Source organism: Rhodococcus sp. ABRD24, assembly GCF_004328705.1.
Taxonomy (GTDB): domain Bacteria; phylum Actinomycetota; class Actinomycetes; order Mycobacteriales; family Mycobacteriaceae; genus Prescottella.
The window spans coordinates 3801154-3824300 of record NZ_CP035319.1 but is presented as its reverse complement, the minus strand read 5'-3'; the positions used below and the strand labels follow the sequence as shown (position 1 = coordinate 3824300).

Here is a 23147-nt window from a genome sequence, read left to right as displayed (position 1 = left end):
CCTTCTTGATCGTTGTTGACGTCGGCCCAATCGGGGGCGTCGAGGTGGGGGCTGACGGGTTGTCGGTCATCGGATGTGAGCGCCGTGGGTCAGCACCCTGGCAGCCTCGCGTGGGTCGACGTCGGTGGCAGGCGGTTGCGGCATGTTGATGTTGACGACCATCGACTGGTCGACCTTCTTGTCGGTGTTCGCAAGCCATGCGAGGCCGGCGAGTGGCGCGAGGGCGGGCAACCCCAGTGCAGTCCACGTGTTCAGATTGTTCAGGCCCGACGACCTCAGATCGCTGATCCATTGTGGTGCCGCGATCGGCGTCGCGCCCACGCCTGCTGTGGGTGTCGGAATAGGGGCGGACCCGGGCTGTTTGAGGTTGAACGACTTCGCGGTGCCCGGATCGAACCGGTAGGCGGTGATCTTGTTGGTTCCTGGTTCGGTATGCACCAACAGGTAGTCGAAGTCCTCGCCGTCCAGGAGCCTCTGCGCCAACTGCGGGTCGTAGTCACGCAGAGCCTGCAGCGCTTCGGAGTCCTTGCGCAGGAATTCGTCCTGCGCATAGGGCAGGGTCCCCTGCTCGACTTTGATCTCTTCGCCGACACCGGTCTCCACACCACGAGGGCTGAGACTGTTGGGCTTGTCGCCGCCCTTGAACTCCAGCAGGACAACTCTCTTGTTGCCCGCTGCGTCGGTGATTACGCCGATCCGGTCCGCGGTACCCGAACCGGAGCCCTTGTAGATGATGTCGATTCCGGCTTGCTCGGCAAAGTAGTCGCCGCCGATCTCACCCCGACGCTCGGACAAACCAGTAACCGCGCCTTTACGGGTACTCAGATCCTTCGCGAGAATACCGAGCCTTTCGACCTCAATCTCTTCGTACCGGCCGTCTAGATTCTTGCGAGTCTCCTTGAGGTTCGTTCTCGAAAGGTCGCCGATGGTGAGTTCCCTGAGGGTGCCATCTTGGTTCTTGAACATCATGGGGTGATCTGCCATGAAGCCCTTGAGCTCGAGATTGGCTTGATCACGTGCGGATTTGCCGAGGTTCTGAAGTACGTTTATTTCGTCGAGCATGTGTTGTTCGTACTCGGGCAAGCCGGTTCTGATGGTTGCGATAGGCTCCTCGACGAGACGGCCGAACATGACGATTTCGGAAGGGGCTTTTGCCCAACTTGGCATGGGTACCGTATCCGGAAGTGATTGCCCGGGAATTCTCTTGTACCACTGGCCGGTTTTTGGGCTTGCGTAGACACCAACCGGCCAGTATCCAAAAGGTGTTTCATCGGTTTTTCCAGTCCAAGGAACACGCGTTTCCGCGCTAACCCTAGTACCATTTCCGTGTTCGCCGGGGCCGCGGCGAGGCATAGTCGCGCGGGGGGTTTTTATGCCTGGAACGGTGGGCGCCCACTCGTCCCACGTCTGCAAACCTCCTTCGCCGAATCTGGCTTGGGGATTCACGAGGCCGGGACCACGGACGGGTGGGATCGTGCGTGGTGGCGCGACCGCCACTGGGGCCTCGATGCCGGGGGTGTGCCAGGGCAGCTCCTCGGGTTTCGGGTAGTCCACGATGCTGGGGCGGGAACCAACCGGTGCGCCGTCGGCGAGGAAGGACCTGGGTAGATCCGGGATCGCCTGTGCTGCAAGGGGTAATGCCCTGGCGGGGAGCTGGGAAAGCCCGGTGGTCGCTTGTGCGGCAACCTCGGCTTCGGCGACTGTCAGCGCCCTGGGTGCAGCCTCGAGTCCTTTCTCGGCCCAGTTCGCGATACCGGCGCCTACCTTGCGGATCCCGCGCCCGGCCTCGCGTACGATCAGGGTGCCGACACTCGGGACTAAGGTCAGACCCGCCATCGTGCCGCCCCACGCGGCTTGCCTCAAATTGCCATCTTCGATGCCCTCGGCGAAGTCGTTGAGGCCGGTGAGGTCACCGAGCAGATTGCGGAAACCTACCTCCCTTTGAGCCCGCCCGGAGGACTCACCGAGTTTCGGCTCGTACGGGGTGTCGATGGGGCTCAGTGATGCGGTCGGGTCGGCCTGATACATCCTGGGTGTGTTCTCGAGTTGCTCGGCCTGTTGGCGAGACAGGAGTGCGATCCCGGCGTTGGCAAGTCGCGTGCGCGCGGCAATGGCCCGTTGAGCGGTCTCAATCTGTGCCTGGTCATTGCTCCTGCCCTGCTCAAGCAGATCCTTGAGCATCGGATCATCGACCGGCAGGTAGTGGACGTGCGCCGCGATCTGATCGTTGTCCTGTTCCTCCTTGGTATAGGCGTTCTCCTCGAGCCGTTGCTGGGCTTCACTACGCAACTGAGTGCTGCGCTCGTCCAAAGTGCCTGTCGTCGAGGCCAAACTCAGGTCGTTCGCCAGCTGCGCCGCGCTGTAGTCGAGCCCGGGCACCACGATGCTGCCGTCAGTGAAGGCAGGCAGCGCGGATTGGTCCCAGTGCGCCTCCAATCGTGCGGTCGCGGCCTGCCGGGCGGCCGCCTCCGCCGCCAAACCGTCCGCGGTGTACGGGCCCAGCACACGAGGACCGTTGAGCAAGGCCAGATCCCGGTCGCGGTCGGCGGGCGTGTACGCCGCGTCCGTGGCGAACAGCCCCGCCATTTGCTGGGGTGAGATGGCCAGCCCCGGCGGATCGGACTGGACGGGTGCGCTCCCGTCCGGCAGGGTGAACGTGGTCGTCTTCCCGGTCAGTCCGTTCGCCAGCGGGACCAGATCTGTCCGCACAGTGGTGCCGCTGGGCAAGGTCGCCAGCTGGCCTGCGGGTGTCTCGTCCTCGATATACGCCAGCAGGTCCTCCGTACCAGCGGGTGGCGGCGGCTGCTGCGGTTGGCTCGCCGGTCCCTGCACCAATATGTAATCCGCCAAGCTCTGCTCCTCCTCGGTAAGAGGGGCCGGAGCGTCGGGGGAAGTCGGCGGATCGAGCAGCGGGGAGACGTCGTTGATGAAGGCGGACTCGTCGGGCTCGGGCGCAGTCGGCGGATTGACCAGCGGGGAGACGGGGCCGATGAAGCCGGACTCGCCGGGCTCGGGCGCGGTCTTGCGTTTAGTTGGTGAGGGACGTTTGTGACCTTCGGTTGCCATGGGTGTACCTCGGTGTTTCATGAAAGAGGCCGCACCCCAGGGTGGGGAGCGGCCGAAAAGGGGGCGGAAAGGAAAGCGCGGTACCCGATCAAAGGGGTATCTACCGGTGCGGAGTCGATGGGACGTCGGTCATGTGGACCACGGTGTACTCAAGGGGTGAAATGGGTTGGCAGCCAGGGCCGCTTCGCTCAAAAACGCCACGACCGGCAAAGAGGAGTGGACATGAAGGGACCCAAGCAACCTGCGCCGGAAACGCTGCCTGGGCAATATGATTCATGACCAGTCTCAGCGTTCTCGAACCTCGATCGGCCACCACGGACCACCTCACACCGAGGGCATCAGCCTATCGGATGTTTTGTGACAGTCCGACGAATGTCGACCAACAGTGCAGGTAGAGAACGATTTCGGTGAAAGTGCTGCGGCAGGCAGCGTGGCCGGTCTGCGTGCAGCGGGATTGCCCCGGGGTTGGTTTACTTCCGACTGGTGAGGATGTGCCCTAGCCCAGAAGGACCGCGAAAGACCCAACGCGGCCCTCGATATCCATGCCACGATCCGGCGTTCGGGTACCGGTTCATCGCGGACGAGCTGCCCCATCACGACATCACCGCCGGCGAAAACCGCATCCATCGGCTGTGCTCCCTGCAGCGGAATTAGTTCACGTTCGCCAAGAAACCCGGCCGAGACCGCAGGACGGACCTCCGGTGCACGGCGACCCAATCACCCTCTACTTCGCTACGACTCATCCGAATATGTTGTGGCTGAACAGAATTACCGAGAATCGCACCGCTGAAGGCTAGCTCTACCTGTACGCGATCAAGGATTGCTACTCCAACAAGATCGTCGGCTACTCGATGGCCGCACGCATGACCTCTGATCTCGCCCAGTGCACGTCGGTCGCGTTCACCGGGCGGCACGTCGAGGCCGGCATCGACACCTCGGTCGGGACCACCGGGCACAGCTACGACAATGCCCTCACAGAGACGATCAACGGCCTCTGCAAGACCGAACCGATCAAGGCCCCAGGGCCCGTGACAGACCGTTGCCCAGGTCGAAATCGCCACCTTCGAATGGATCGACTGGTTCAACCACCGCAGGCTGTACGAGCACTGCGGGGACCTACCGCCAGCCGAATTCGAGGCCTTCCACTACCGGTATCACCGAACTCCTAGAGTGAGGGCGATCGCGCGGCGGAGCTTCCACCGCGATCGAGTCGAAGCGGGGGCGCGTGGGGGTTAGAGAGCGGGCGGGATGAAGCGGCTTTCGAATTTGTCCAACCGACCGATGACGTCAGCGAGGGCGTCGACCAGGGTGTGGCCGCCGAGCTGCGGCCAGCCGGCGTACTGGCCCAGGTCGCGTTGGTCCAGGCCGCACAGCTGTTCGCGGATGTCCTTGACATCGCTGCTGATCGGGCCGCAGAACTTGATGATGAATTCCTGAAGCTGGGTGACTTCTGAGGCGCTCATCGGCGCGTCCTTTCTCTCGAGGAAGGCCGCTACGTCGCGGCGGAATTCGTCCATGTCGATGCCGGCGGGGTCGATCTTTCCCTCTCGGCTGTACTCACGGTGGGCTACGCAGTCATCGGCGGTGCGGCCGATGCGGCCCAGAATGGCGGCGCAGCCGCGTTTGTAAGCGTCGAGCTGGGCTGGGGTCCAGTCGGTTCCGTCGCCGCGGGAGACGGCTTCGATGCCGATCACGTGGTAGTTGGCGTTGTCGGTGGGCCAGCCAGGCCAGGAGCCGCGACCGGCGTGCCAGCAGACGCCCGCGGCGATGACGCGGAAGGTTCCGTCGCGTTCCAGCACCAGCTGGGCGAGGGGTCCGTCCAGGTCGGGGCGGCCGTACTGGACGATGCGCCAGTCCTCGGTGCCGCCGCCGGCGGTGTGGTGGCACAGCACGCCGCGCAGGTCGCGGAAGTCGCCGTGGCCCCGGTCGCGCCAGCCTTCGTGCTCGATCACCCGCAGGCCGACCGCGCGTAGCACGTCGGCCAGCCAGATCGGGTCTCCGGTCCAAGACATCGGGTATTTCCTTTGCTGTATGTATTGGTTTGCAGGGACATTCGGCGGCCCTGCGAGCACTGAAGGTGCGGAAGAGTGCGTGACTCCTCGAGCAGGCAAGGAAAGTGGCACCGACTCGGTGGAGGGGAGCCAAGGAAGCGAATGATGTCGGCAAATAACGGCACACACATCGCATGGCGGCAATGCCATCGAAAAATGGCACTATACAACAGATATGCACCCACACCAATCCGACGGCCCGAGCCTATCAGCGGGCCCGTGACGAATCCGGGGAAACTGGCCAACACCCCAGGTAAATAACCATTTTGAATCGTCCCGGCGAGTCTGGAAAATTACGAGTTTGACAACTCAGCGACGGACTGAGTTCGGTGATCACGCTAGTGGAGTGCCTCGTACTCCGCGGGCGGCAGGTCGCCGCAGTACTTGGCTAGCCTGCGGTGGTTGAACCAGTCGACCCATTCGAGGGTGGCGATTTCGACCCGGTCAACGGTCCGCCACGGGCCGGGTATCACCGGCCCCGGTCATGGGGTGTGTCGTTCTCTCAGTGGGGTGGGCCATCACATAGTGGTGAACGAGTTACCTACGAAAGTGACTCAAGTTCAAGGATCTACGCTCACCCCACATCAATTCTCCGGACTCACCGGGGCGGTTCATTTGCAGAGTACGGAACCGCCGTCGCACCGCCCCGATCGCAGGGGACGGACGGCTCTTGGCCGGATCTGTCAACCTGCGACCCGGCTGCAGGGCAACTCGGCCCGTGCTCGCGCCCTGCGATGAACGGTAAACTCGCGACGAACGGTAAAGTCGCAACAATGACATACGAGTTGGATCCACAGACCCCCGACGAGTTCGATGGTGACATCACCTCGGCCTCGGATTCGGACCTGGCAGATACCGCCGGCTACCACGGGCGATCAAATGGAATACCCCCAAGGGTCGGCGATTTATCCGATTTGAACGAGGAGGACAGGCGCCTGTACGACGAGTTCCTGGCCACTCTGAGGTAACGGCGGAAACCTACGCACGAATCCAGCATGAGGTCTCCATAGATCCAATTTCGAACGAGGTGTCAGCAACAATGGCCAGGCGCAGCGGCAACAAACGGTACGACGCGCGGGTCCAGGCGGCGACACTTGGCGTCACAATCGGCCATGTCGGCTTCGCAGCACCGATTGTCATTTGGCAACCGAAGTTCAGGGCGATACTAGTCACCGCGGATCTGACCACCGTGGATCGTCGAGAAGCACTCGCCCACGCGCTCGCGCACGCGCAACTGGAGCACACGGAGACCGTCCGAAAAGCACGTGCCGGCCGCGAATCTCGTCAGAGGGTGGAACTCCGCGTTTACGAGCTGGCGTGTCGCAACCTGATTCCTATCGCGCATCTCAGAGATGCGCTTGCGCGTTATACCAGCGTCGAGGACGTTGCCAGCTGGCTCCAGGTGAATCCCGATACGGTGCGCTATCGACTCCAGTACCTGTCGCACACGGAACGGCGAGTGCTGACCCCGGACATCGTGAATCGTCTCGACTGGCATGCAGACGCGAAGTACCCGCTGCCGGTCACCTGCATCTGGACCAACTCCGCGCCGCTGCCGGCATACCGGAAGCTGCCCGAGGTCCTCAGAAGATTTCGGTAGTCCCAAATGCAGAAGTTCCCTGAAATCCGTCACGATTCATGCTGATTGGCGATAGCTCCCCTGCGGCAGCGCACAAAGTTCAATCACATCGCCCAGGCGGTACACGGTGTCGTTTCCTACTACATGGCCAGTCAGCTTGCCTCGACGGGCCCACTGCCTAATCCGCTCGGCGGAGATACGGTCACCGGCGCCGTCGGACAGCAGCCGCGCGAGTTGAGCCGCGGTACCCATGATTTCGTAGGCCTGGTCCAGCATTTCGCGGCGGCGACGCCGCACTGCGACGACGGTCCCGCAGCCCTCGCATCGGACGAGGTCGGCATCGGACTGGGCGGAGAGTCCCCGGCCGCACTCACAGTTGCCAACACCGACACGAGATTCCGGGCGGTCGATCGTGCGGTACCCCAACCGAGTTGCCCTGGACAATGAGGCATCGAATCCGACGAGAGCATCCGAGTCATCGGGAATCGAGGGCAGGTGACGGATGAGAAACTGGCACTGCTCTATGGCGTTGACCGGAGCACGATGCGCGATGGCAGCCGAGACCTTCGCGGCATAGGTGGTCAGCACCCCCGCGATGTCTCGGCGCGCTTTCGCGGCACCGGTATTGAACGGCAGGACCTGCTCAGCTCTCGTCGTGCGTACATACCCCAGCGAACCCGCAGAGGTGATGGCGTCTGTGCGACTGAGAGTGATATCAAGCTCCGCCAACAGCGTTGGGATGACCTCGAGGGCCGCCATGACAGCGGCACGACGCTCGGAGGCGAGATGTTCGGTGGACATATGACCTTCCTGACTACGCGGACAGATCCAGCGCCGCCGCGGGTTGCTGCGGGTTGTATCGGACATACACGACTCCTGCGCGCACCTCTGACTCGAAGCCCGAACCGAACGCGGCCGCCATTCCAGTGCGGAGACGATGTTTGGTGGAGTGCGGGTATCGCGTCGGCCACGGATACAAGGCCCACCGCCCAGGGCTACTGCGCAACTCTTCGGCAAACTGCCGATTCTCGCGTTCACGGGCACGGGTCTGCGGAGGAGGCAGCTGGACAGGGTCATTCGACATGAGATTCCTTCCGGATACACAGCGCAAGTCGGGGACCACCGATGCACCTGGGACGGGCACCAACCCTCGCGACAGCGCCGTCGCGGGACGCGACGCAGAACTCAGATTACATCCCTACATGTATCTCTGTATTGAGAATCGCGCCCCGAGGCGGGCAAACCGGACCAAATTTCAAGCAATCATCCTCTCTACCAGGCAATTACTCTTCGAACCAGGCATCTGAACGCACATCGTTGATGATGTATCAGGTGTGTGTAATTGTTGGTAATGATATAGAATCACGGCATGAATAGCCGTCAAAGCGCCCCGGTGCCCAGGGAGGTCAGCGAGGCGATCCGTAGCGCGAGGCAAGCCAAGGGCCTGTCCCGTGATGCCGCAGCACGAGCAGCCGGGGTCAGCGTCAGCCTCTGGGCGCAGGTCGAATTGGGCACCCAGTACAAAGGTGAGAATAGGGTCGACGCCCGAACCACGGCGCGTACGCTCCAGGCCATGGCCGAGGCCGTGGGGATGGATCCTGTTCCCTTGCTCCGCAAGACGGGATTGAACAAGCCCGCGACCGGCACCCCATCCACGTCGCGTCCGCAGCCCCTCCTTGACTTGACGGGATTGTCGGATGAGGACCTGGGTAGGGTCGCCGCATTCGTCGCCGGCCTCAGAGCGCGCTGAATTTCCTACATTGACTGCAATGGCTTTTGCATACAACATACAATTCTTGTTGTAGCCTAACGCTGTGAACGAACAACCACCTTGCCTCGGACTACCTGGATTCCTGAGGCCCAAGGACACGAGCGGCTGGCAGGTGCTGCCGGCAACCATCGCGGCAAAGGCGCTTTGTTCGGACAGATGTCCGCGCGACACCTTCCTGGCTTGCGCGCGTTCAGCTTTGACCGCCGGGACTTGCTTTGGGGAAGAAGAGCCTCGCGTCGCCGACGGCGTGGTGATGGCAGGAATCGTCTGCCGCGGCGATGCCCTGACCGAGAAAGCGCTCCGCCGCGTAATCAAGCAACTCACGCAAGCGCCGACGGCGCGCCCCACCCATTGCCGGAACTGCCGCAAGCCTATGACCACGCGTCGTCGCAAGCTGGTCGGCCACGTCATCCATGAAGGGGGCGGAATGTGCACAGCGTGCCGCCGTGCGGAGCAACGATCGGCGTGACTCGACGCACAGTGCGGCACTTGCGACCACAAACCGATCAACCTCTCTCCGGGTCGATCACCGACGACTCGCAGCCTAGGCCCGCGACTGCGTCTGATTCAGTCCAGAAGTTGAACAGTGCAGGTAAACAACCATTTCCTTGTGGCCCGCTCCGCGTGTCGGTTCCATGCTTCGTTGCAAGGAGTGCGCGGGCGCTGGATCGGCGCAGTTTGCCGGAGATGGTTTGGGGAGGGTTCCGGGCGCAAGAACGGTCACCGTCCGGGGAGGGATACCCACGGCTTTGAAGACCGCTGTTCTGATGGCGCGTCGCAGTTGCAGGGTGATGGCCTCGTCGTTGTGGTGGGCGGATTCGGCGAGCACGGCGAGTCCTTCGCCGGGGCTGCCTGCGGCGAAAGTAACCGAATGGCGTTGCCGGCGCGGACGCCGCGACGCGTTCGGTGGCCCGTTCGATATCGGTCAGATACAGGTTGCGTGAAGAGATGATGATGACGTCCTTGCGGCGTCCGCGGATCATCGTTTCACCCTCCTCGGTATCCGAGGTCACCGGCCGGATCCCAGCCATCGGCATCCTGGGCGGCGACGCTCCCTCGGGCGGGCAGCAGATTTGGCGCTGCGTGAGTGCGCGCCCGGAGTCACCGAGGAGCACGTGCGCGCCGCAACGGGCGCAGCACTGCGCTGACGTAGCGACGGGTGGGATCAGCCCGCAGCGCGACTGCGCATCGCGTCGACGAACACGCCGGAAATCTCGGCGGGCGTGCGTGCGATGTGGCTGGTGCCGCCGGTGGCGGCCGAGATCTTCTGCAGGACAGCCGCATCAGCGTCCTCGGTGATGCCGATCGTGACGATGATGACCGGACGGGCGGGATCCTGCTCCCGTTTGAGCGTCGCGAGCAGTTCGTCGAGCGAGATGGTGGACGGATCCTCGTTGGCCCCGTCGGTAAGCAGGATGACGCTGTTGATCGCGGCCGGGTCGTATCCATCCTTGACCTTCCGGAACGCGGCGAGTGTCGTGTCGTAGAGGCCGGTTCCGCCCTTGACAACCGTCGGCAGGGTCCGGACGGCATCGGTCAACCGCTGGCGATGGCTGACCCCGTCGACCGTCTCGTCCAGGCGCCGGATGGGCGCGAGTTCCCTGTAGTCCTGTCCGTTGCCGCCGAGCCCGATCGAAAACGCCCAGAGCCCCAACTGGGCGTTGCCCGGGAACAGCCTGGCGCCGGTCTCGCTGGCCTGGACTGTCAACGCGATCCGCGTCTCGGGGCCGGCCTGCTCGGCCATCGAACCCGAGACATCCTCCACGACCAGTGCGCGCGACGGAAGTGCCAGCACCGCATAACGCTTCAACACCCGGGCCGTCTCGGCGGGATCGGATACGGTCAGGACCGTGATGTCACCGACCCCGCGCCCGGCGTCGAGAGGATCCTTGTCCGGACCACGGAATCCACGCTGCGCCAGTATATTCCGGCCAGACTCGGATCCCATCACCTCGGCCAGCGCGACACCGGCCTCGCGTGCGTCGTCGTGCTCGGCGCCCGTCGCGGTGGCCACGACCGGATAGTCGAGGAACACAGCACCCGAGTTCGGGGCGGTCGTCTCCAACCTCGCCGCCGAGTCGCCCTCGTTCTGCCCCACCACCTGCTGCTCCGTGGCGATTGCGATCCCCCCGTCGGACGCGACGGCCGCGAGCCGCGCGGACGGGTCGGTCTGGTGCATGTTGGCGGCCTGCGCCTGAGCGAGAGGAACCAGCGCGCCGGGCACCGCGTCGGCGGCGATGGTGCCGGCGGCGGCCTCCGACAGGGCACCGACGATGGGCGCACCCGACACGCTGCTGGTGAGCGGATCGCCGATCCGCAGACCGGACAGCTGCAGGGCGGTGAGCCACGTCGCAAAGAACGGCATATCGCCCTCACGGGCCGCGATCACCACCGGGGTCGACGCGATCGACTGGGCGGCCACGTCGAACAGTGTGCCGGTGCCGCTGCTCGCCTTCGCGACCCACTGCGAAGAATCCGGGACCCACAGGTCGGGGCCCGCCTGCTGGCCGGGTGACCCGAGCGATTCCATGCCGGACGCCGCCTCGATGCGGTAGCTGCGGCAGCCGAGGTCCTCGGCGGACGCCGCAGAAGTCACCTCGGTGAGCGCCGGTGCGATCGACGGGTCCGCGGCCACCACGTACTCGGTCACCGAATCACAGCCGCTGCTGACGAAGCGGTCGACGGCGTAGTAGCCGCCCGCCCCCACGACGACCAACGCCGCGAGAGCCATCGCACCGTACATGGCGGCGGGAGACTTGGACGCGGATTTCGCGCGCGGTGCACTGTGACGACCAGCCATGGATTGGCAACCTCTCCCCTGTAGTTCGCCGCTGCCGGCGATGTCGAGCTGTCAGCTGTACAGGGTGACAAACCTCTGCAGCGATCCCTCGATGTCACCGCGCAGTGCCCTCGCCACTCCTGACCCGATGGGACCGAACAGCGGTGCGCCGCCCAGATCGATGTCGAGCGCAACGCTGGCTCCCACCGTCACGGGCTCGACGCTCAGCACGAGACCGAGCTTCACCCCGCCCTTGCCGTCACCCTTGAGCACCAGGCTGCGGGGCGGGTCGAACTGCTCGAGAGTCCACTGCACACGGTTGCGCAGCCCCTTGACCGAAACGACGGAAACGATGGTGGTACCCGCACCGAGCTCGGCAGGAAGCTCACTGCGCCATCCCTCGTGGATGCTGAGCCACTGCTCGAACTCATCGAGATCCGACGCCCTGCTCCACGCGTCCTCCGGACTCATCGGCACGTCGACAGACACCCTCAGCTTCGCCATTGACGAATGGTAACCAATCGAAAAGTCCATATTCGCCTTGTGCGCGCTTCGTGTCTCTCTGGGGACACGAAGCGCGCACAAGGGCGAAGCCCCCAGACTAGTGAGCGACAGCCTTCTCCACACCCACACCGGTGAGCGAGCGAACCTCCATCTCGGCCTGCTTGACGGGATCCTCCGGCATGTTTCGGCCCACCCAGGTACCGGCAATCCCGAGGACGAATGCGAGCGGGATCGAGACGATTCCTGGGTTGGCCAGCGGGAACCACGCGAAGTCGACGCTGGGGAACATCGAGGTCTTCGCCCCGGACACCGCCGGCGAGAACACGATCAGCACGAGGCAGCTGAGGAGCCCGCCGTAGATGCTGAACAGCGCGCCGGTGGTGTTGAACTTCTTCCAGAACAGCGAGTAGAGCAAGGTCGGCAGGTTCGCGGATGCGGCGACCGCGAAGGCCAGAGCAACGAGGAACGCGATGTTCTGCCCCATGGCGAGGATGCCGAGGACGATCGCGACGAGACCGATCACGACCACGGTGATCCGGGAGACCCGAACCTGCTCCTCCTCCGACGCGTTACCGCGCTTGATGACACTCGCATAGATGTCATGGGCGAACGACGCCGACGCGGTGATCGCCAGGCCGGCGACGACGGCGAGGATCGTCGCGAACGCAACCGCGGAAATGATGCCCAGGAAGATCGTGCCGCCGAGCTCGAACGCGAGCAGCGGCGCCGCCGAGTTCTCCTTGCCGGGAGCGGCCAGGATCTTGTCCGGGCCCACCATCTTCGCGGCGCCGTAGCCGAGGACGAGAGTGAACAGGTAGAAGGCGCCGATCAGGCCGATCGCCCACGTCACCGAGCGGCGGGCCTCCTTCGCGGTCGGCACCGTGTAGAAGCGCATCAGCACGTGCGGCAGACCGGCGGTGCCGAGGACCAGCGCGATGCCGAGGGACAGGAAGTCCAGTCGCGACACGTCGCTGATGCCGTACTTGGCGCCCGGCGCCAGCACGTCGCGCCCGGCGACAGCGTCGTTGGCCGAGCCGTTGACCATGTTCTGCGCGTCGGCGAGCAGCTGCGAGAAGTTGCCCTTCACGGCGAACAGCACTAGCACGAACATGATTCCAGCACCGGCGATGAGCAGCACGGCCTTGACCATCTGCACGTAGGTGGTGCCCTTCATCCCGCCGATCAGCACGTAGACGATCATCAGGACGCCCACGACCGCGACGACAATTGCCTGGCCCGCAAAGTCCTTGATGTTCAACAGCAATGCCACCAGTCCGCCCGCACCGGCCATCTGCGCGAGCAGGTAGAACAACGAGACGACGAGGGTCGACAGCGCCGCTGCCATTCGCACGGGACGTTGTTTGAGCCGGAAGCTGAGCACATCCGCCATCGTGAATCGGCCGGTGTTGCGCAGTAGTTCGGCCACGAGAAGCAGTGCAACGAGCCACGCGACGAGGAATCCGATGGAGTACAGGAAGCCGTCGTAGCCGTACACCGCGATCGCGCCCGCGATGCCGAGGAACGACGCCGCCGACAGGTAGTCGCCAGCTATCGCGAATCCATTCTGCGGGCCGGAGAATTGGCCGCCACCGGTGTAGAAGTCGGACGCTTTCTTGGTGGTGCGACTGGCCCGGATCACCAGGGTCATGGTCCCGACCACGAAGGCCACGAAGATCGCAATGTTGAACAGTGGGTTGCCCACATCGGCGGAAGGTGCTGCGGGCGTTACGGCCTGGGCGAGAAGTGTGATCACTGTGCCGGACCTTCCAGTTCCTCACGGATCGCGGACGAGCGGGGATCGAGTTCCCGGTTCGCGAACTTCACGTACAGGGCCGTGATGACGAACGTCGTCACGAACTGCCCTAGACCGAGCACGATGCCCAGATTGACATTGCCGAAGACTCTGGTGGCCATGAAGTCCGACGCATATGTCGCGAGCAGGACGTAGACGAAGTACCACGCGAGGAAGAACGCGGTCATCGGAAAGACGAAGCGGCGCAGTCGGTGTCGAAGTTCCTGAAACTCCGGGCTCGCCTGCATCTCGAGGAATGCCTGCGCGTCGGGGTCGGGCCGCTGCGGCGGCGCTCCCGAGCCGAGGTCGGTGGTGGTCATGGCGGACTCCTGGGATGGCGGGCGACGGACGTCGCGGGGCGTACACAGCGACGTTAGTGAGAGCCAGATCACAGGAGAAGGGTGTGGCGCCAGTCACACGCCGAGCAGTTGTCGCATGCGCCGAACGGTCATCTCGCCAAGACGAGCGGCGGGGACGTCGGCCGCTCAATCGGTGCCGGAACTCGCCCCGCTCAGTCCTCGTGCGGCAGCAATCGCGGACCGGGACCCTCGATTCCGAGGGCGTCGCCGGGGTTGAGGACCCGACACCGCCGGAGCGACAGACACCCGCAGCCGATACAGCCGTTGAGCTCGCGTTCGAGTTGTTCGAGTTCACGCCTGCGCGCCTCGAGGTGTGCGGCCCACTGCCGGGAGATGCGGTCCCAGTCACGCTTTCCGGGCATGTGATCGGCGGGGAGTGTTGCGAACACCTCAGCCACCTCAGACAACGGAATCCCGAGGCGTTTGGCCACCAGGACCAGAGACAGCCGACGCAGGACGTGCCGACGATAACGTCGCTGGTTGCCGGCGGTGCGCTCGGAGGTGATCAAACCCTGGTCCTCATAGAACCGCACCGCGGACGTTGCGATACCGACCCTAGCGGCCACCTCGCCCACGCTCAGCAGATCCGTTGGCGTTCGCATCTCGTCAATGTCTCCTTGACTTCAAGTCAACTTGAAGTTTTAAGGTAACACATCATGAGCGAATCCATCGAGACCCAAACGTCTTCCGATTCGAAAAGGGAAGAGTTGATTCTCGCCGCGGCACATCAGCAAACGGGCGGAGGATGGGGTGAGCTCTTCTCCCGGGCACACCTCGCGGCGGTGTCGATCCTCGCTGGTGGTGTCGCGCTGTACGCGATGAACCTCTACTTCACGGCTGCCCTCATGCCCTCGATCGTGTCCGACATCGGCGGTGCCGAGTACTACGCGTGGGTGGCCACCGGGTTCCTGATGGCCGCGGTCATCGGATCGATGCTGGTCAGCCGAATACTGGGCAGCCTGGGGGCCGCCCGTTCCTACATCCTCGGGTTCCTCGTGTTCGGTGCCGGCGCGACGGTCAACGCCCTGAGCCCCTCGATGGAGATCCTCATCCTCGGACGTGTCGTCCAAGGCCTCGGCGGCGGCCTGGTGGCCGGACTCGGCTATGCCGTCATCCGCAGCACGCTTCCGGATCGGCTCTGGGCACGCGCGGCGGGTCTCATCTCGGCGATGTGGGGCGTCGGTACCCTCGTCGGACCTGCCCTGGGCGGACTGTTCGCCCAGCTCGGATTGTGGCGATGGGCGTACGGGCTGCTACTGCTGGCGGCGCTCGTCCTGGCCGTCATGGCGAACCGCGCCCTGCCGAGGCAGGCGGGAGCCGGGCAGCACGACTCGTCGGTCCCTCTCGTCTCGCTCATCCTGTTGACGCTGGCCGCGGCCGCATTCAGTGTCAGTTCGACCGTGCCGCGCGGGTGGGCGACCGGCGCCAGCATCCTGGTCGGCGTACTCCTGCTGTTCGCCTTCGTCACGTTCGAACGACGGAGCACCACAACCGTTCTGCCGCAGTTGACCTATCGGAGCGGGAACCCGCTCAAGTGGGTGTATCTCACCGTCGCGGTGCTGTGCGCCGGTGTGATGGCCGAGACCTTCATTCCGCTGTTCGGTCAGGAGCTCGGTGGCCTCACACCGCTCGTCGCCGGGCTGCTGGGCGCCGCAATGTCGGTCGGCTGGGTCCTCTCGCAGCTGTGCAGCGTCAACCTCGAGTCGCTCCGCGCGCAGACCATCGCGATCCGGCTCGGCCCGGTACTGCTCACCGCCGGACTGATCGTGTACGGGCTGCTCCAGGCCGATGGCGCTGGCGCAGCTCTCGTGATCGCGTGGGCGGTGGTGCTGTTCGTCGCCGGCGTCGGGATCGGCATCGCCTTCCCGCATCTGAGTGTGGCCGCCCTGCGCAGCACCACGGACGAGGCCGAGGGCAACAAGGCAGCGGCTGCGCTCAACACGACGCAACTGATCGCCTACTCCGTGACCTCGGCACTGACCGGCACCCTGGTCACCATGGGCGGCGCCTCGCTGCTCGACTCCGCGCGCTACATGGCCTTCGGAGTCGCGATCATCACCGCGCTCGGCGTCGTAACCGCCAGCTTCTCCATGAGCAACCGTCGATAGCGCCGCTCATCGCACTGCGGGCACGACGCGTCCGCTCACAACGACCGCAGATCGCGCTCCCGGTCTCGGCTCATCCCGAGCCGCTCGGGGGCGTGCATACGGGTGAAGATCCGCCCCACATCCTTCGGTACCCGTCGACGCGTTGCGAGGCTCACCACCACCATCGTCGCGAAGGACAGCGGCACGCTCACCGCGGCCGGGTATCCGATCAGCGCTGACGGCCAACCCTGCCACACGTGGTCGGACACCCCTCCGAGAACCGCGAGTAACGCGGCGCCGCCGCCGGCGACCCCGCCGACCACCAATCCGGCCGCCGCACCCGGTGCCGTCAGCCCCCGCCACCAGATCCCGAGCACCAGCAGCGGACACAACGTCGAAGCTGCCACGGCAAACACCAGTCCCACCGACCTGGACAGATCCAGCGACGCCGCCCCCAGCGCCAGTGCGACTGGCGCAGCACCGGCGAGCACCGCCGCCACCCGGAAGTCCTGTACCCGGCCGCGCAGCACATCGGTGCTCAACACCCCTGCAATACCCACCAGCAGTCCCGAAGACGTCGAGAGGAAGGCCGCGATCGCACCCGAGGCGACCAGCGCGGCCAACAGCTGTCCTCCCCACCCGGAAAGTACCGATCCGGGCAGCAGTAGCACCGCCGCATCGGAGGTCCCGGTGATGAGCAGCTGCGGCACGTACAGCCGCGCGAACACCCCCAGCAGCACCGGGAACAGGTAGAACACCCCCACGAGCGCGATCACCACGAGTGAGGTCAGCCGCGCGGCCCGACCGTCCGGGTTGGTGTAGAAGCGGACCAGCACGTGCGGAAGCCCCATCGCGCCGAGAAACGTCGCGAGGATCAGCGAGTACACCTGGTACAGCGGGTGCGGGCCACCGAACCCGCCGCCCGGCGCCGCCCACGTCGCGTTGTCGGCCGGGGCCCCGGCCACCACCGGCACCGGCGAACCCGCAGGCAGCGACAGCGACGTACCCTTCCCCAGTTCGTGCCGGCCGACGTCCAGCCGCACGGGACCGGACACGCTCTGCCCGTCGATCTGCCCGGTGACGGTCACGTCGATGGGGACGCCCACCTGCACCACGACATCGGTGGTCACGTCGACGGTCGTCGCCACACTGACGGTCGGGGGCGCGGGCTCGGCCAGCGGTCGGCCGTCGGAGAGAAAGTGCCCGGCCAGCACGAGCGCGGGCACCGCGACGGCCGTGAGCTTGAGCCAGTACTGGAATCCCTGCACGAAGGTAATCGACCGCATACCGCCGCCGACGACGTTCGCGATCACGATGATCCCGACGCCGGCTACTCCCACCCAACCGGGCACGCCCAGCAGAATGTTCAGCGTCAGTCCGGCGCCCTGGAGCTGCGGCACCATGTACAAACCACACACGAGCGCCACCACCAGCATCGCCAGCCGCCGCAACCGCACCGAACCGAGCCGGAACTCGGCGAAGTCCGGGACCGTGTAGGCGCCCGATCGACGTAAGGGCGCCGCGACGAACAGCAGCAGACCCAGGTAACCGGCGGTGAACCCGATCGGGTACCACAACGCGTCGGCCCCGTACTTCGCGATCAGCCCAGCAACACCGAGAAAGGAAGCGGCCGAGAGGTACTCACCGGAGACCGCGGCGGCATTCCAGCGCGGTCCGACACTGCACGAGGCCACCAGGAAATCGGAGGTGGTGCGCGCCAAGCGCACTCCATAGACACCGATCGCGACGGTAGCGACGGCGGCACCGATGAGGCCCAGAACCGTCATGAGGGGAATCGACTGCCCGGTCATCTGTCCCGCATCCGGCTCAGTCGTCGACCAGGTCGGTGAAGTCCTGCTCGTTGCGCTCGGCCGCCCGAATGAAGAACCAGCCCGCCGCCAACAGAATCGGGCCCGCCACAGCGCCTGCAAGCAACCACGGCAGCCGAACCCCGAACACCGCGACCTCGGCAGTGGCCGGGAAGGCCACCAGCAGCAGCGGAACCACACCGAACAGCAGACCCACAGCCAGCGCGACCCGCAGCGCAAGACTCAGCTGCGCGCGGATCAGGCCCCGGACCATCGCGTCCCCGACCTCCGTCTGTTCCTGCACCTCGACGCGAGATCGAACGATGCGGGCGCCGCGCCGCTGCGCCAGCACCACCCGCTGTCGGGCGGGCGGGATCGCGCCCGGGCCGGTCATCGCGAGTTCCAGACCTGCCGCGGGCCACGAATCAACCGGTCCTTGAGCTCCCGGGTGTGTCGACGGCTGACCGGCAATTCGACGGCCGGGGCATTTCCGTGCGGGCGCAGGCACACCACCAGCCCGGACCCGACGCTGCGGATTCCGGTCACCTCGGCCAGCGACACCAGATAGGACCGGTGCACACGCAGGAACCCGGCGTCGGACCAGCGGCTCTCGAGTGACGAGATCGGGATCCGTACCAGGTGCGAACCGGTTGCGGTGTGCAGCCGGGCGTAGTCGCCGTCGGCCTCCACCCACTCCACCGCCGAGCGTGGCACCAGCGTGGTGACCCCACCGAGTTCCACCGGGATCACCTCGTCGGCGGCCGAGGCGTCCGCCGTCCCCTGCCGCGCGCGACGGCGGGCGACGATGCGGCGTACCGCCTCCTCGAGGCGTTCCTCGCGCAGCGGCTTGAGCAGGTAGTCGACGGCGCCGAGATCGAACGCGGCCACCGCGCGGTCCTCGTGCGCGGTCACGAACACCACCGACGGCGGGTGTGCGAACTGGTTGAGGATGCCGGCCAGCTCGAGCCCGTCGAGTCCGGGCATGTTGATGTCGAGGAACGCCGCGTCGACGCGTCCGCCGCGCAGGATCCGCAGCGCTGTAGTCGCGTCACCGGCGGTGAGGACCTCGCCGACTTCCTCGCGGGCACGCAGCAAGTACGCCAGCTCGTCAAGGGCTGGGCGTTCGTCGTCGACTGCCAGCACGGTCAAGAGGCCGTCCGGGGGCCCATCAGAGGTCTCGTTCACAACGGGTCCCATCGTGCCATGTCGAGGCAGCGGTCAGAACGATGCGGGCCGACGGGTCCGTTCGGATTCGAGCGTTCGGATTCAGGCACGGATGCCCGGCCTGAACTTCGGAACCCGCATGCTGACCTTGGTACCGGCTCCGGGAGCGGTCTCGACCACCAGCCCATAGTCGTTGCCGAACGCCGCGCGCAGCCGGTCGTCGACATTGGCGAGGCCGACGTGAGCGGCCTCGGAAGCACTGGGGCCTCCGGTCCCGGAGGAGACGGCGTCCAACTCCCCCGACCGCAACAGTTCCGGGTCCATCCCCACCCCGTCGTCCTCGATACTGATCACGCAGTCGGTGCCCTCATCGGACGCGACGATCGTCACCGTCCCCCCGTCCCGTTTCCCCGATAGTCCGTGCCGAACCGCGTTCTCCACCAGCGGTTGCAGTGCCAGGAACGGCAGCACGACGCTGAGTACCTCCGGCGCCACCTGCAAGCGAACCTGCAGGTGGTCACCGAACCTGGCGCGTTCGAGGGTGAGGTAGCGGTCGATGTTGCGCAGCTCGTCCGCGAGCACTGTGTACTCCCCAGCCGAGCGGAACGAGTAGCGGGTGAAGTCGGCGAACTCGAGCACCAATTCGCGGGCCCGGTCCGGGTCGGTGCGCACGAACGAGGCGATGGTACCGAGTGCGTTGTAGATGAAGTGCGGGCTGATCTGGGCGCGCAACGCCCGAACTTCGGCGCGGTCGAGCCGCGCCCGAGAAGCGTCGAGCTCGGCCAGCTCGATCTGGCTGCAGGCGTACCGCGCCACCTCGGTCAGGGCGCCGAGCATCGCGGGACCCGGTTCGGTAGTGGTCACCACTCCGAGGACTCCGGCGACGCCGGTGTCCTCGATCAGCAGCGGCTGCGCGATCAGCGCTCGCACGTCGTGGTCGGCGGGGGTTCGGTCCAGGTCGGCATGTCCGACCAGCACCCGCCGGCCGCCGTCGACAGCCCGCGCCGCCGCCGCGAGGAACTGAGCGGACAGTGTGTCGTGGGGGCCGTTCCATGCCAGCAGGTCGCCGTCCGGTCCGGCGATCGCGAGCGCCTGCGCCCCCGTGAGCCGCCGCAGATGCGGCGCCGCCTCCCGCGCGGAAGTGTCGTCGAGGCCGCGGCGCAGTGGCCGCGCCGCCAACGATGCGGTGTGCAGTGTGTCGTGCACCGCGCGTTCGGCGGGCGTCCTGAGCACCCGGCGCGTACGCACCCCCACCACGATCAGCGCGGCCACCACTACCACCGCGGTCACAATCCACACCACTGCCGTCACGGCGTCGCCTGCCCCGCACATGTGTTCACGACCGCGGTGCTGGTGAACCGACCCGCCACCCAGTCGATCGCCCCGGGCAGCGCCCGCGCGTCGGCGTGCACATCCTCGGGACGGACCCGCAGTTCGATCACGTCACCGAATCCGCAGGCCCGGTCGACCGCCGCAATGGTCCAGTCGGGACGAATCAAGTTGTCCTTGCCCCCGACGACCACGAGCATCGGCGCCGCCGCGGGGCGCTGAGGAAGCGCATCGGCAGTAAGCCATTCGCGCATCTGCACCACGTCGCCCGTACTGCGTGGGACGGTGTCTGCCGGGGTGAGATTCACCGCTACCGAGAGCTTGCGCGACGCAAGTACACCCGTGCACGCACGGAGTACGTCGCGATTCTCGGTGAGCGGGCCCCGAATGTACGCATTCGCGTCGAGTCCGGGATGGGCCACCGATAGACCGTCGAGCAACATCGGCAGAAACATCTGTTGTGGCACATTGAGACTCACCGGTCCAGCGGTGACGATCGGGGTGAGATCGGCTGGTGGGGACAGGCTTGCGGCGCCGGTGAACTCGAGCCCGTCACCGTACTGCGCGGCCTGCTCCGCCGCAGCCCACGACGCCTGCCCGCCCTGCGATACCCCGATCGCCGCCCACCGGGCGGACGTGTCCGGCACCAGGATTCGAGCGGCGCGGACGGCATCGATCAGGTTGTGAGCGGCCGTCACCGGTTCTAGGTACGGGTGTGGGCCGTCCGTTCCGAGGCCCTCGTAGTCGGTGACCGCGACCACGAATCCGCGCGCGATCAGATCCCGGACCAGCCCGGCGGAACCCAGCAGATCCGGATGCCCGGAAGGCGCACACTCATCGAGCAGTCCTGTGGTGGGATGCCCGACCGTCACCACCGGCCAACCGCCGGGCGGTGCTTGGCCGGGCGGAGCGAACACCGTGCCCGACACCACGGTGGCGCGGCCGTCGATGCCCGAGGTCGAGCGGTACAGGATGCGGTGCCCGGACAGGCCGGTTCCGGTGAACGGCTCGTCGGCAGTCACGATTCCACGGTCGGCTGGATCGGGCAGCGCGGTCGTGGTTGGCAGCACGGTCGTGGTTGCCTGACCGGGCGACGGAACGGATCCCGGCTCCCCCGTCGTGGCCGCGCACGACGCGACCAGCGCCGAACTCGCCAGAACGGTCAGGGCCATCCGAAATCCGGTCACCGCTCGATTGTGCCTGCCGTCCGCCCTCCCGTCAGCCCCACCGCCTGCGAACTCGCTGTTCCGCGGCCGCCTCTTCGATATCGCGGGACTCGAGTTCGGTGCGCAGCACCTCATCGTCGAGAAGGCCGTCGTCACGGGCGGCGATCAGGGCGCTGCGTTGCGCCTGCAGCACCTGGCGCCGGACGGTGTCGAACTGTGCGCTCGCACGGTTGATCACGATCGTGGAGCCGTCGACGTCACCCTCGGCCGCTTCGACCTGCGCCTGCGCCCGGATCGACACCCGCACCCGATTGAGCACTCGGACGAACTGGTCGGGGTCGGCGCTCGCTGGCGGGTGCGCCGCTACCTCGGCGAGCGCCCGGTCGGCGGCGTCGGCGGCGATACGGCGGGCGAGCACAGTCTGCTTGTGAGCTCGCTCGAGCTCGGCGGGGTCCGCAACATCGAGGCGCCGGATCATCATCGGGATCGTCGACCCCTGGATCACCAGCGTTCCCACTGCCACCACGAATGCGATGGCTTGAATGACGCCGCGGCCGGGGAAAGGATCGCCCGCCGCAGTGAGGACCGGCACGCCGCCCGCGGCCGCAAGAGTGACGACGCCACGCATGCCGGCCCACGACACGACGAGTTTCTGTCGCCAGTTCAGCCCCGCCCTCGCCGCCGATCGGCGGCGAGGATCGAACCGCATCCGCGCTCCGCCCCAGTTCAGGAACACCCACAGAGGACGGACCAGGATGACGACGACGAGGACCGCGAAGCCGTACGCGAAGACGTGATGAACCGGAAGCCCATCATCAGCGACGTCGTCGATGACGAACTTGAGCTGCAAGCCCATGTACGCGAAGACGAACATCTCGAGCAACAGGTCAAGCGTCGCCCACAGCGAACGCTCCTGAATGCGGGTGGGAATCGACACGTTGGTGGCATGGTGGCCCATCACGAATCCCGCGACCACCACCGCGAGCACACCTGAACTGTGAATCTCCTCCGCAGCGAGGTACGCGGCGAACGGAAGTACCAACCCCAGAACGGTTTCGAGCGGCGAATCGTACATCCGGGCGCGCACGACCCGCACGATCGTCGCCATCACCACACCGACGACAATGCCGCCGCCGACCTCGTAGAAGAAGAACAGCACCGGTGACTCGACGACGACGCGCGTTCCGGCAACCGCGGCGACGCCCACTGTGAAGAGCGTCAGTGCGGTCGCATCGTTGAGCAGTCCCTCGCCGGTGAGAATCGCCAGCACACGCTTGGGCAGGCCGAGCTTGCGACCTACCGACACTGCACTCACCGCATCTGTCGGCGAGACAACAGCGCCGAGAACCAGCGCTGCCCCCAGCGTCAGTTCCGGCACCAGCCAGTTCGAGAAGAAGCCGACGACGAACGCCGTCACCAGCACCAGTCCGACGCCGAGACGCAGAATCGGAGCGATGTTGCGGCGCAGGCTCGCAAGGGAGAAATCGAGCGCCGCCGAATACAGCAGCGGCGGAAGCACGACCCCGAGAATCACCTCGGGGGCGAGCTCGATCCGGGGCATCCCCGGTATGAAGGACGCCGCGGACCCGAAGGCCACCAGAACCAGTGGGACCTGCAGGTCACGGCGCTTCGCCAGACTCGTCACCGCGATCGCGGCAATCACGACAAGCAGTACCAGTGTTCCGTTCACGC

Annotated in this window: 18 protein-coding genes and 1 pseudogene; 4 read left to right on the top strand and 15 right to left on the bottom strand. The window is 65.7% G+C overall.

Features of this window, described 5'->3' with window-relative positions; genetic code table 11:
- Window positions 1-66: 66 nt before the first annotated feature.
- Entirely contained in the window at window positions 67-3066 is a 3000-nt protein-coding gene (locus ERC79_RS16980; RefSeq protein WP_131579602.1) for a hypothetical protein, read from the bottom strand.
- Window positions 3067-3562: 496 nt separating this feature from the next.
- Here ERC79_RS16980 and ERC79_RS23595 point away from each other — a divergent pair.
- A pseudogene (locus ERC79_RS23595) lies at window positions 3563-4302 on the top strand (integrase core domain-containing protein); the annotation flags it as partial.
- Here the strand turns inward: ERC79_RS23595 and ERC79_RS16975 are convergent.
- Window positions 4299-5078, bottom strand: coding sequence for an N-acetylmuramoyl-L-alanine amidase (locus ERC79_RS16975; RefSeq protein WP_131579601.1), 780 nt, complete (start codon window positions 5076-5078; stop codon window positions 4299-4301). The pseudogene ERC79_RS23595 and the gene ERC79_RS16975 sit on opposite strands and share 4 nt — an antisense overlap.
- A gap of 1078 nt (window positions 5079-6156) precedes the next feature.
- Here ERC79_RS16975 and ERC79_RS16970 point away from each other — a divergent pair.
- On the top strand, window positions 6157-6717 hold the full coding sequence (locus ERC79_RS16970) for an ImmA/IrrE family metallo-endopeptidase (RefSeq protein WP_131579600.1): 561 nt from the start codon (window positions 6157-6159) through the stop codon (window positions 6715-6717).
- Between the two features lie 36 nt (window positions 6718-6753).
- On the opposite strand, the gene ERC79_RS16965 is transcribed toward ERC79_RS16970, so the two are convergent.
- Window positions 6754-7497 carry a DNA-binding protein gene (locus ERC79_RS16965; protein WP_131579599.1) on the bottom strand — a complete coding sequence of 248 codons (744 nt, stop codon included), beginning with the start codon at window positions 7495-7497 and terminating at the stop codon, window positions 6754-6756.
- A gap of 13 nt (window positions 7498-7510) precedes the next feature.
- Entirely contained in the window at window positions 7511-7780 is a 270-nt protein-coding gene (locus ERC79_RS16960; RefSeq protein ID WP_131579598.1) for a hypothetical protein, read from the bottom strand.
- A gap of 730 nt (window positions 7781-8510) precedes the next feature.
- Between ERC79_RS16960 and ERC79_RS16950 the strand changes: the two genes are divergently transcribed.
- Window positions 8511-8936, top strand: a complete 426-nt coding sequence (locus tag ERC79_RS16950) for a hypothetical protein (RefSeq protein WP_131579596.1) — start codon at window positions 8511-8513, stop codon at window positions 8934-8936.
- Between the two features lie 696 nt (window positions 8937-9632).
- On the opposite strand, the gene ERC79_RS16940 is transcribed toward ERC79_RS16950, so the two are convergent.
- The 5 genes from ERC79_RS16940 to soxR all read right to left on the bottom strand — a co-directional run bounded on the left by ERC79_RS16940 (window position 9633) and on the right by soxR (window position 14503).
- Window positions 9633-11267 carry a substrate-binding domain-containing protein gene (locus tag ERC79_RS16940; RefSeq protein WP_131579595.1) on the bottom strand — a complete coding sequence of 545 codons (1635 nt, stop codon included), beginning with the start codon at window positions 11265-11267 and terminating at the stop codon, window positions 9633-9635.
- 51 nt (window positions 11268-11318) lie between these two features.
- Entirely contained in the window at window positions 11319-11750 is a 432-nt protein-coding gene (locus ERC79_RS16935) for an SRPBCC family protein (protein WP_131579594.1), read from the bottom strand.
- Window positions 11751-11847: 97 nt separating this feature from the next.
- The gene (locus tag ERC79_RS16930; RefSeq protein WP_131579593.1) at window positions 11848-13503 is read right to left on the bottom strand and encodes a cation acetate symporter; all 1656 of its coding nucleotides are present in this window, start codon (window positions 13501-13503) and stop codon (window positions 11848-11850) included.
- A complete protein-coding gene (locus ERC79_RS16925; protein ID WP_131579592.1) occupies window positions 13500-13862 on the bottom strand; it encodes a DUF485 domain-containing protein in 363 nt (120 codons plus the stop codon). Before ERC79_RS16925 ends, ERC79_RS16930 begins: the two co-directional genes overlap by 4 nt.
- 191 nt (window positions 13863-14053) lie before the next feature.
- Entirely contained in the window at window positions 14054-14503 is a 450-nt protein-coding gene (soxR, locus tag ERC79_RS16920) for a redox-sensitive transcriptional activator SoxR (protein ID WP_131579591.1), read from the bottom strand.
- A 54-nt stretch (window positions 14504-14557) separates the two neighbouring features.
- Here soxR and ERC79_RS16915 point away from each other — a divergent pair, with 54 nt between their 5' ends.
- A complete protein-coding gene (locus ERC79_RS16915) occupies window positions 14558-16009 on the top strand; it encodes an MFS transporter (protein ID WP_131579590.1) in 1452 nt (483 codons plus the stop codon).
- Window positions 16010-16044: 35 nt separating this feature from the next.
- On the opposite strand, the gene ERC79_RS16910 is transcribed toward ERC79_RS16915, so the two are convergent.
- The 6 genes from ERC79_RS16910 to ERC79_RS16885 all read right to left on the bottom strand — a co-directional run bounded on the left by ERC79_RS16910 (window position 16045) and on the right by ERC79_RS16885 (window position 23145).
- Window positions 16045-17799 (bottom strand): cation acetate symporter, encoded by a 1755-nt coding sequence (locus ERC79_RS16910; RefSeq protein ID WP_131579589.1) that lies wholly within the window; start codon window positions 17797-17799, stop codon window positions 16045-16047.
- Between the two features lie 16 nt (window positions 17800-17815).
- Window positions 17816-18190 (bottom strand): hypothetical protein, encoded by a 375-nt coding sequence (locus tag ERC79_RS16905; protein WP_131579588.1) that lies wholly within the window; start codon window positions 18188-18190, stop codon window positions 17816-17818.
- Window positions 18187-18981: a LytTR family DNA-binding domain-containing protein gene (locus ERC79_RS16900; protein ID WP_131579587.1), complete on the bottom strand. Its 795-nt coding sequence runs from the start codon at window positions 18979-18981 to the stop codon at window positions 18187-18189. The genes ERC79_RS16905 and ERC79_RS16900 overlap by 4 nt, the downstream gene beginning before the upstream one ends.
- An 81-nt stretch (window positions 18982-19062) precedes the next feature.
- Entirely contained in the window at window positions 19063-20292 is a 1230-nt protein-coding gene (locus tag ERC79_RS16895; protein ID WP_131579586.1) for a histidine kinase, read from the bottom strand.
- On the bottom strand, window positions 20268-21476 hold the full coding sequence (locus ERC79_RS16890; RefSeq protein WP_242676611.1) for a lipase family protein: 1209 nt from the start codon (window positions 21474-21476) through the stop codon (window positions 20268-20270). Before ERC79_RS16890 ends, ERC79_RS16895 begins: the two co-directional genes overlap by 25 nt.
- Before the next feature lie 31 nt (window positions 21477-21507).
- Window positions 21508-23145, bottom strand: coding sequence for a Na+/H+ antiporter (locus ERC79_RS16885; protein WP_131579585.1), 1638 nt, complete (start codon window positions 23143-23145; stop codon window positions 21508-21510).
- Between the last annotated feature and the right edge of the window lie 2 nt (window positions 23146-23147).

Excerpts from the sequence above, each read along its gene's own strand:
- ERC79_RS16980 (WP_131579602.1), bottom strand. The coding sequence starts at position 3,066 with ATGGCAACCGAAGGTCACAAACGTCCCTCACCAACTAAACGCAAGACC.
- ERC79_RS16975 (WP_131579601.1), bottom strand. The coding sequence starts at position 5,078 with ATGTCTTGGACCGGAGACCCGATCTGGCTGGCCGACGTGCTACGCGCG.
- ERC79_RS16970 (WP_131579600.1), top strand. The coding sequence starts at position 6,157 with ATGGCCAGGCGCAGCGGCAACAAACGGTACGACGCGCGGGTCCAGGCG.
- ERC79_RS16965 (WP_131579599.1), bottom strand. The coding sequence starts at position 7,497 with ATGTCCACCGAACATCTCGCCTCCGAGCGTCGTGCCGCTGTCATGGCG.
- ERC79_RS16960 (WP_131579598.1), bottom strand. The coding sequence starts at position 7,780 with ATGTCGAATGACCCTGTCCAGCTGCCTCCTCCGCAGACCCGTGCCCGT.
- ERC79_RS16940 (WP_131579595.1), bottom strand. The coding sequence starts at position 11,267 with ATGGCTGGTCGTCACAGTGCACCGCGCGCGAAATCCGCGTCCAAGTCT.
- ERC79_RS16935 (WP_131579594.1), bottom strand. The coding sequence starts at position 11,750 with ATGGCGAAGCTGAGGGTGTCTGTCGACGTGCCGATGAGTCCGGAGGAC.
- ERC79_RS16925 (WP_131579592.1), bottom strand. The coding sequence starts at position 13,862 with ATGACCACCACCGACCTCGGCTCGGGAGCGCCGCCGCAGCGGCCCGAC.
- soxR (WP_131579591.1), bottom strand. The coding sequence starts at position 14,503 with ATGCGAACGCCAACGGATCTGCTGAGCGTGGGCGAGGTGGCCGCTAGG.
- ERC79_RS16915 (WP_131579590.1), top strand. The coding sequence starts at position 14,558 with ATGAGCGAATCCATCGAGACCCAAACGTCTTCCGATTCGAAAAGGGAA.
- ERC79_RS16910 (WP_131579589.1), bottom strand. The coding sequence starts at position 17,799 with ATGACCGGGCAGTCGATTCCCCTCATGACGGTTCTGGGCCTCATCGGT.
- ERC79_RS16905 (WP_131579588.1), bottom strand. The coding sequence starts at position 18,190 with ATGACCGGCCCGGGCGCGATCCCGCCCGCCCGACAGCGGGTGGTGCTG.
- ERC79_RS16895 (WP_131579586.1), bottom strand. The coding sequence starts at position 20,292 with ATGTGCGGGGCAGGCGACGCCGTGACGGCAGTGGTGTGGATTGTGACC.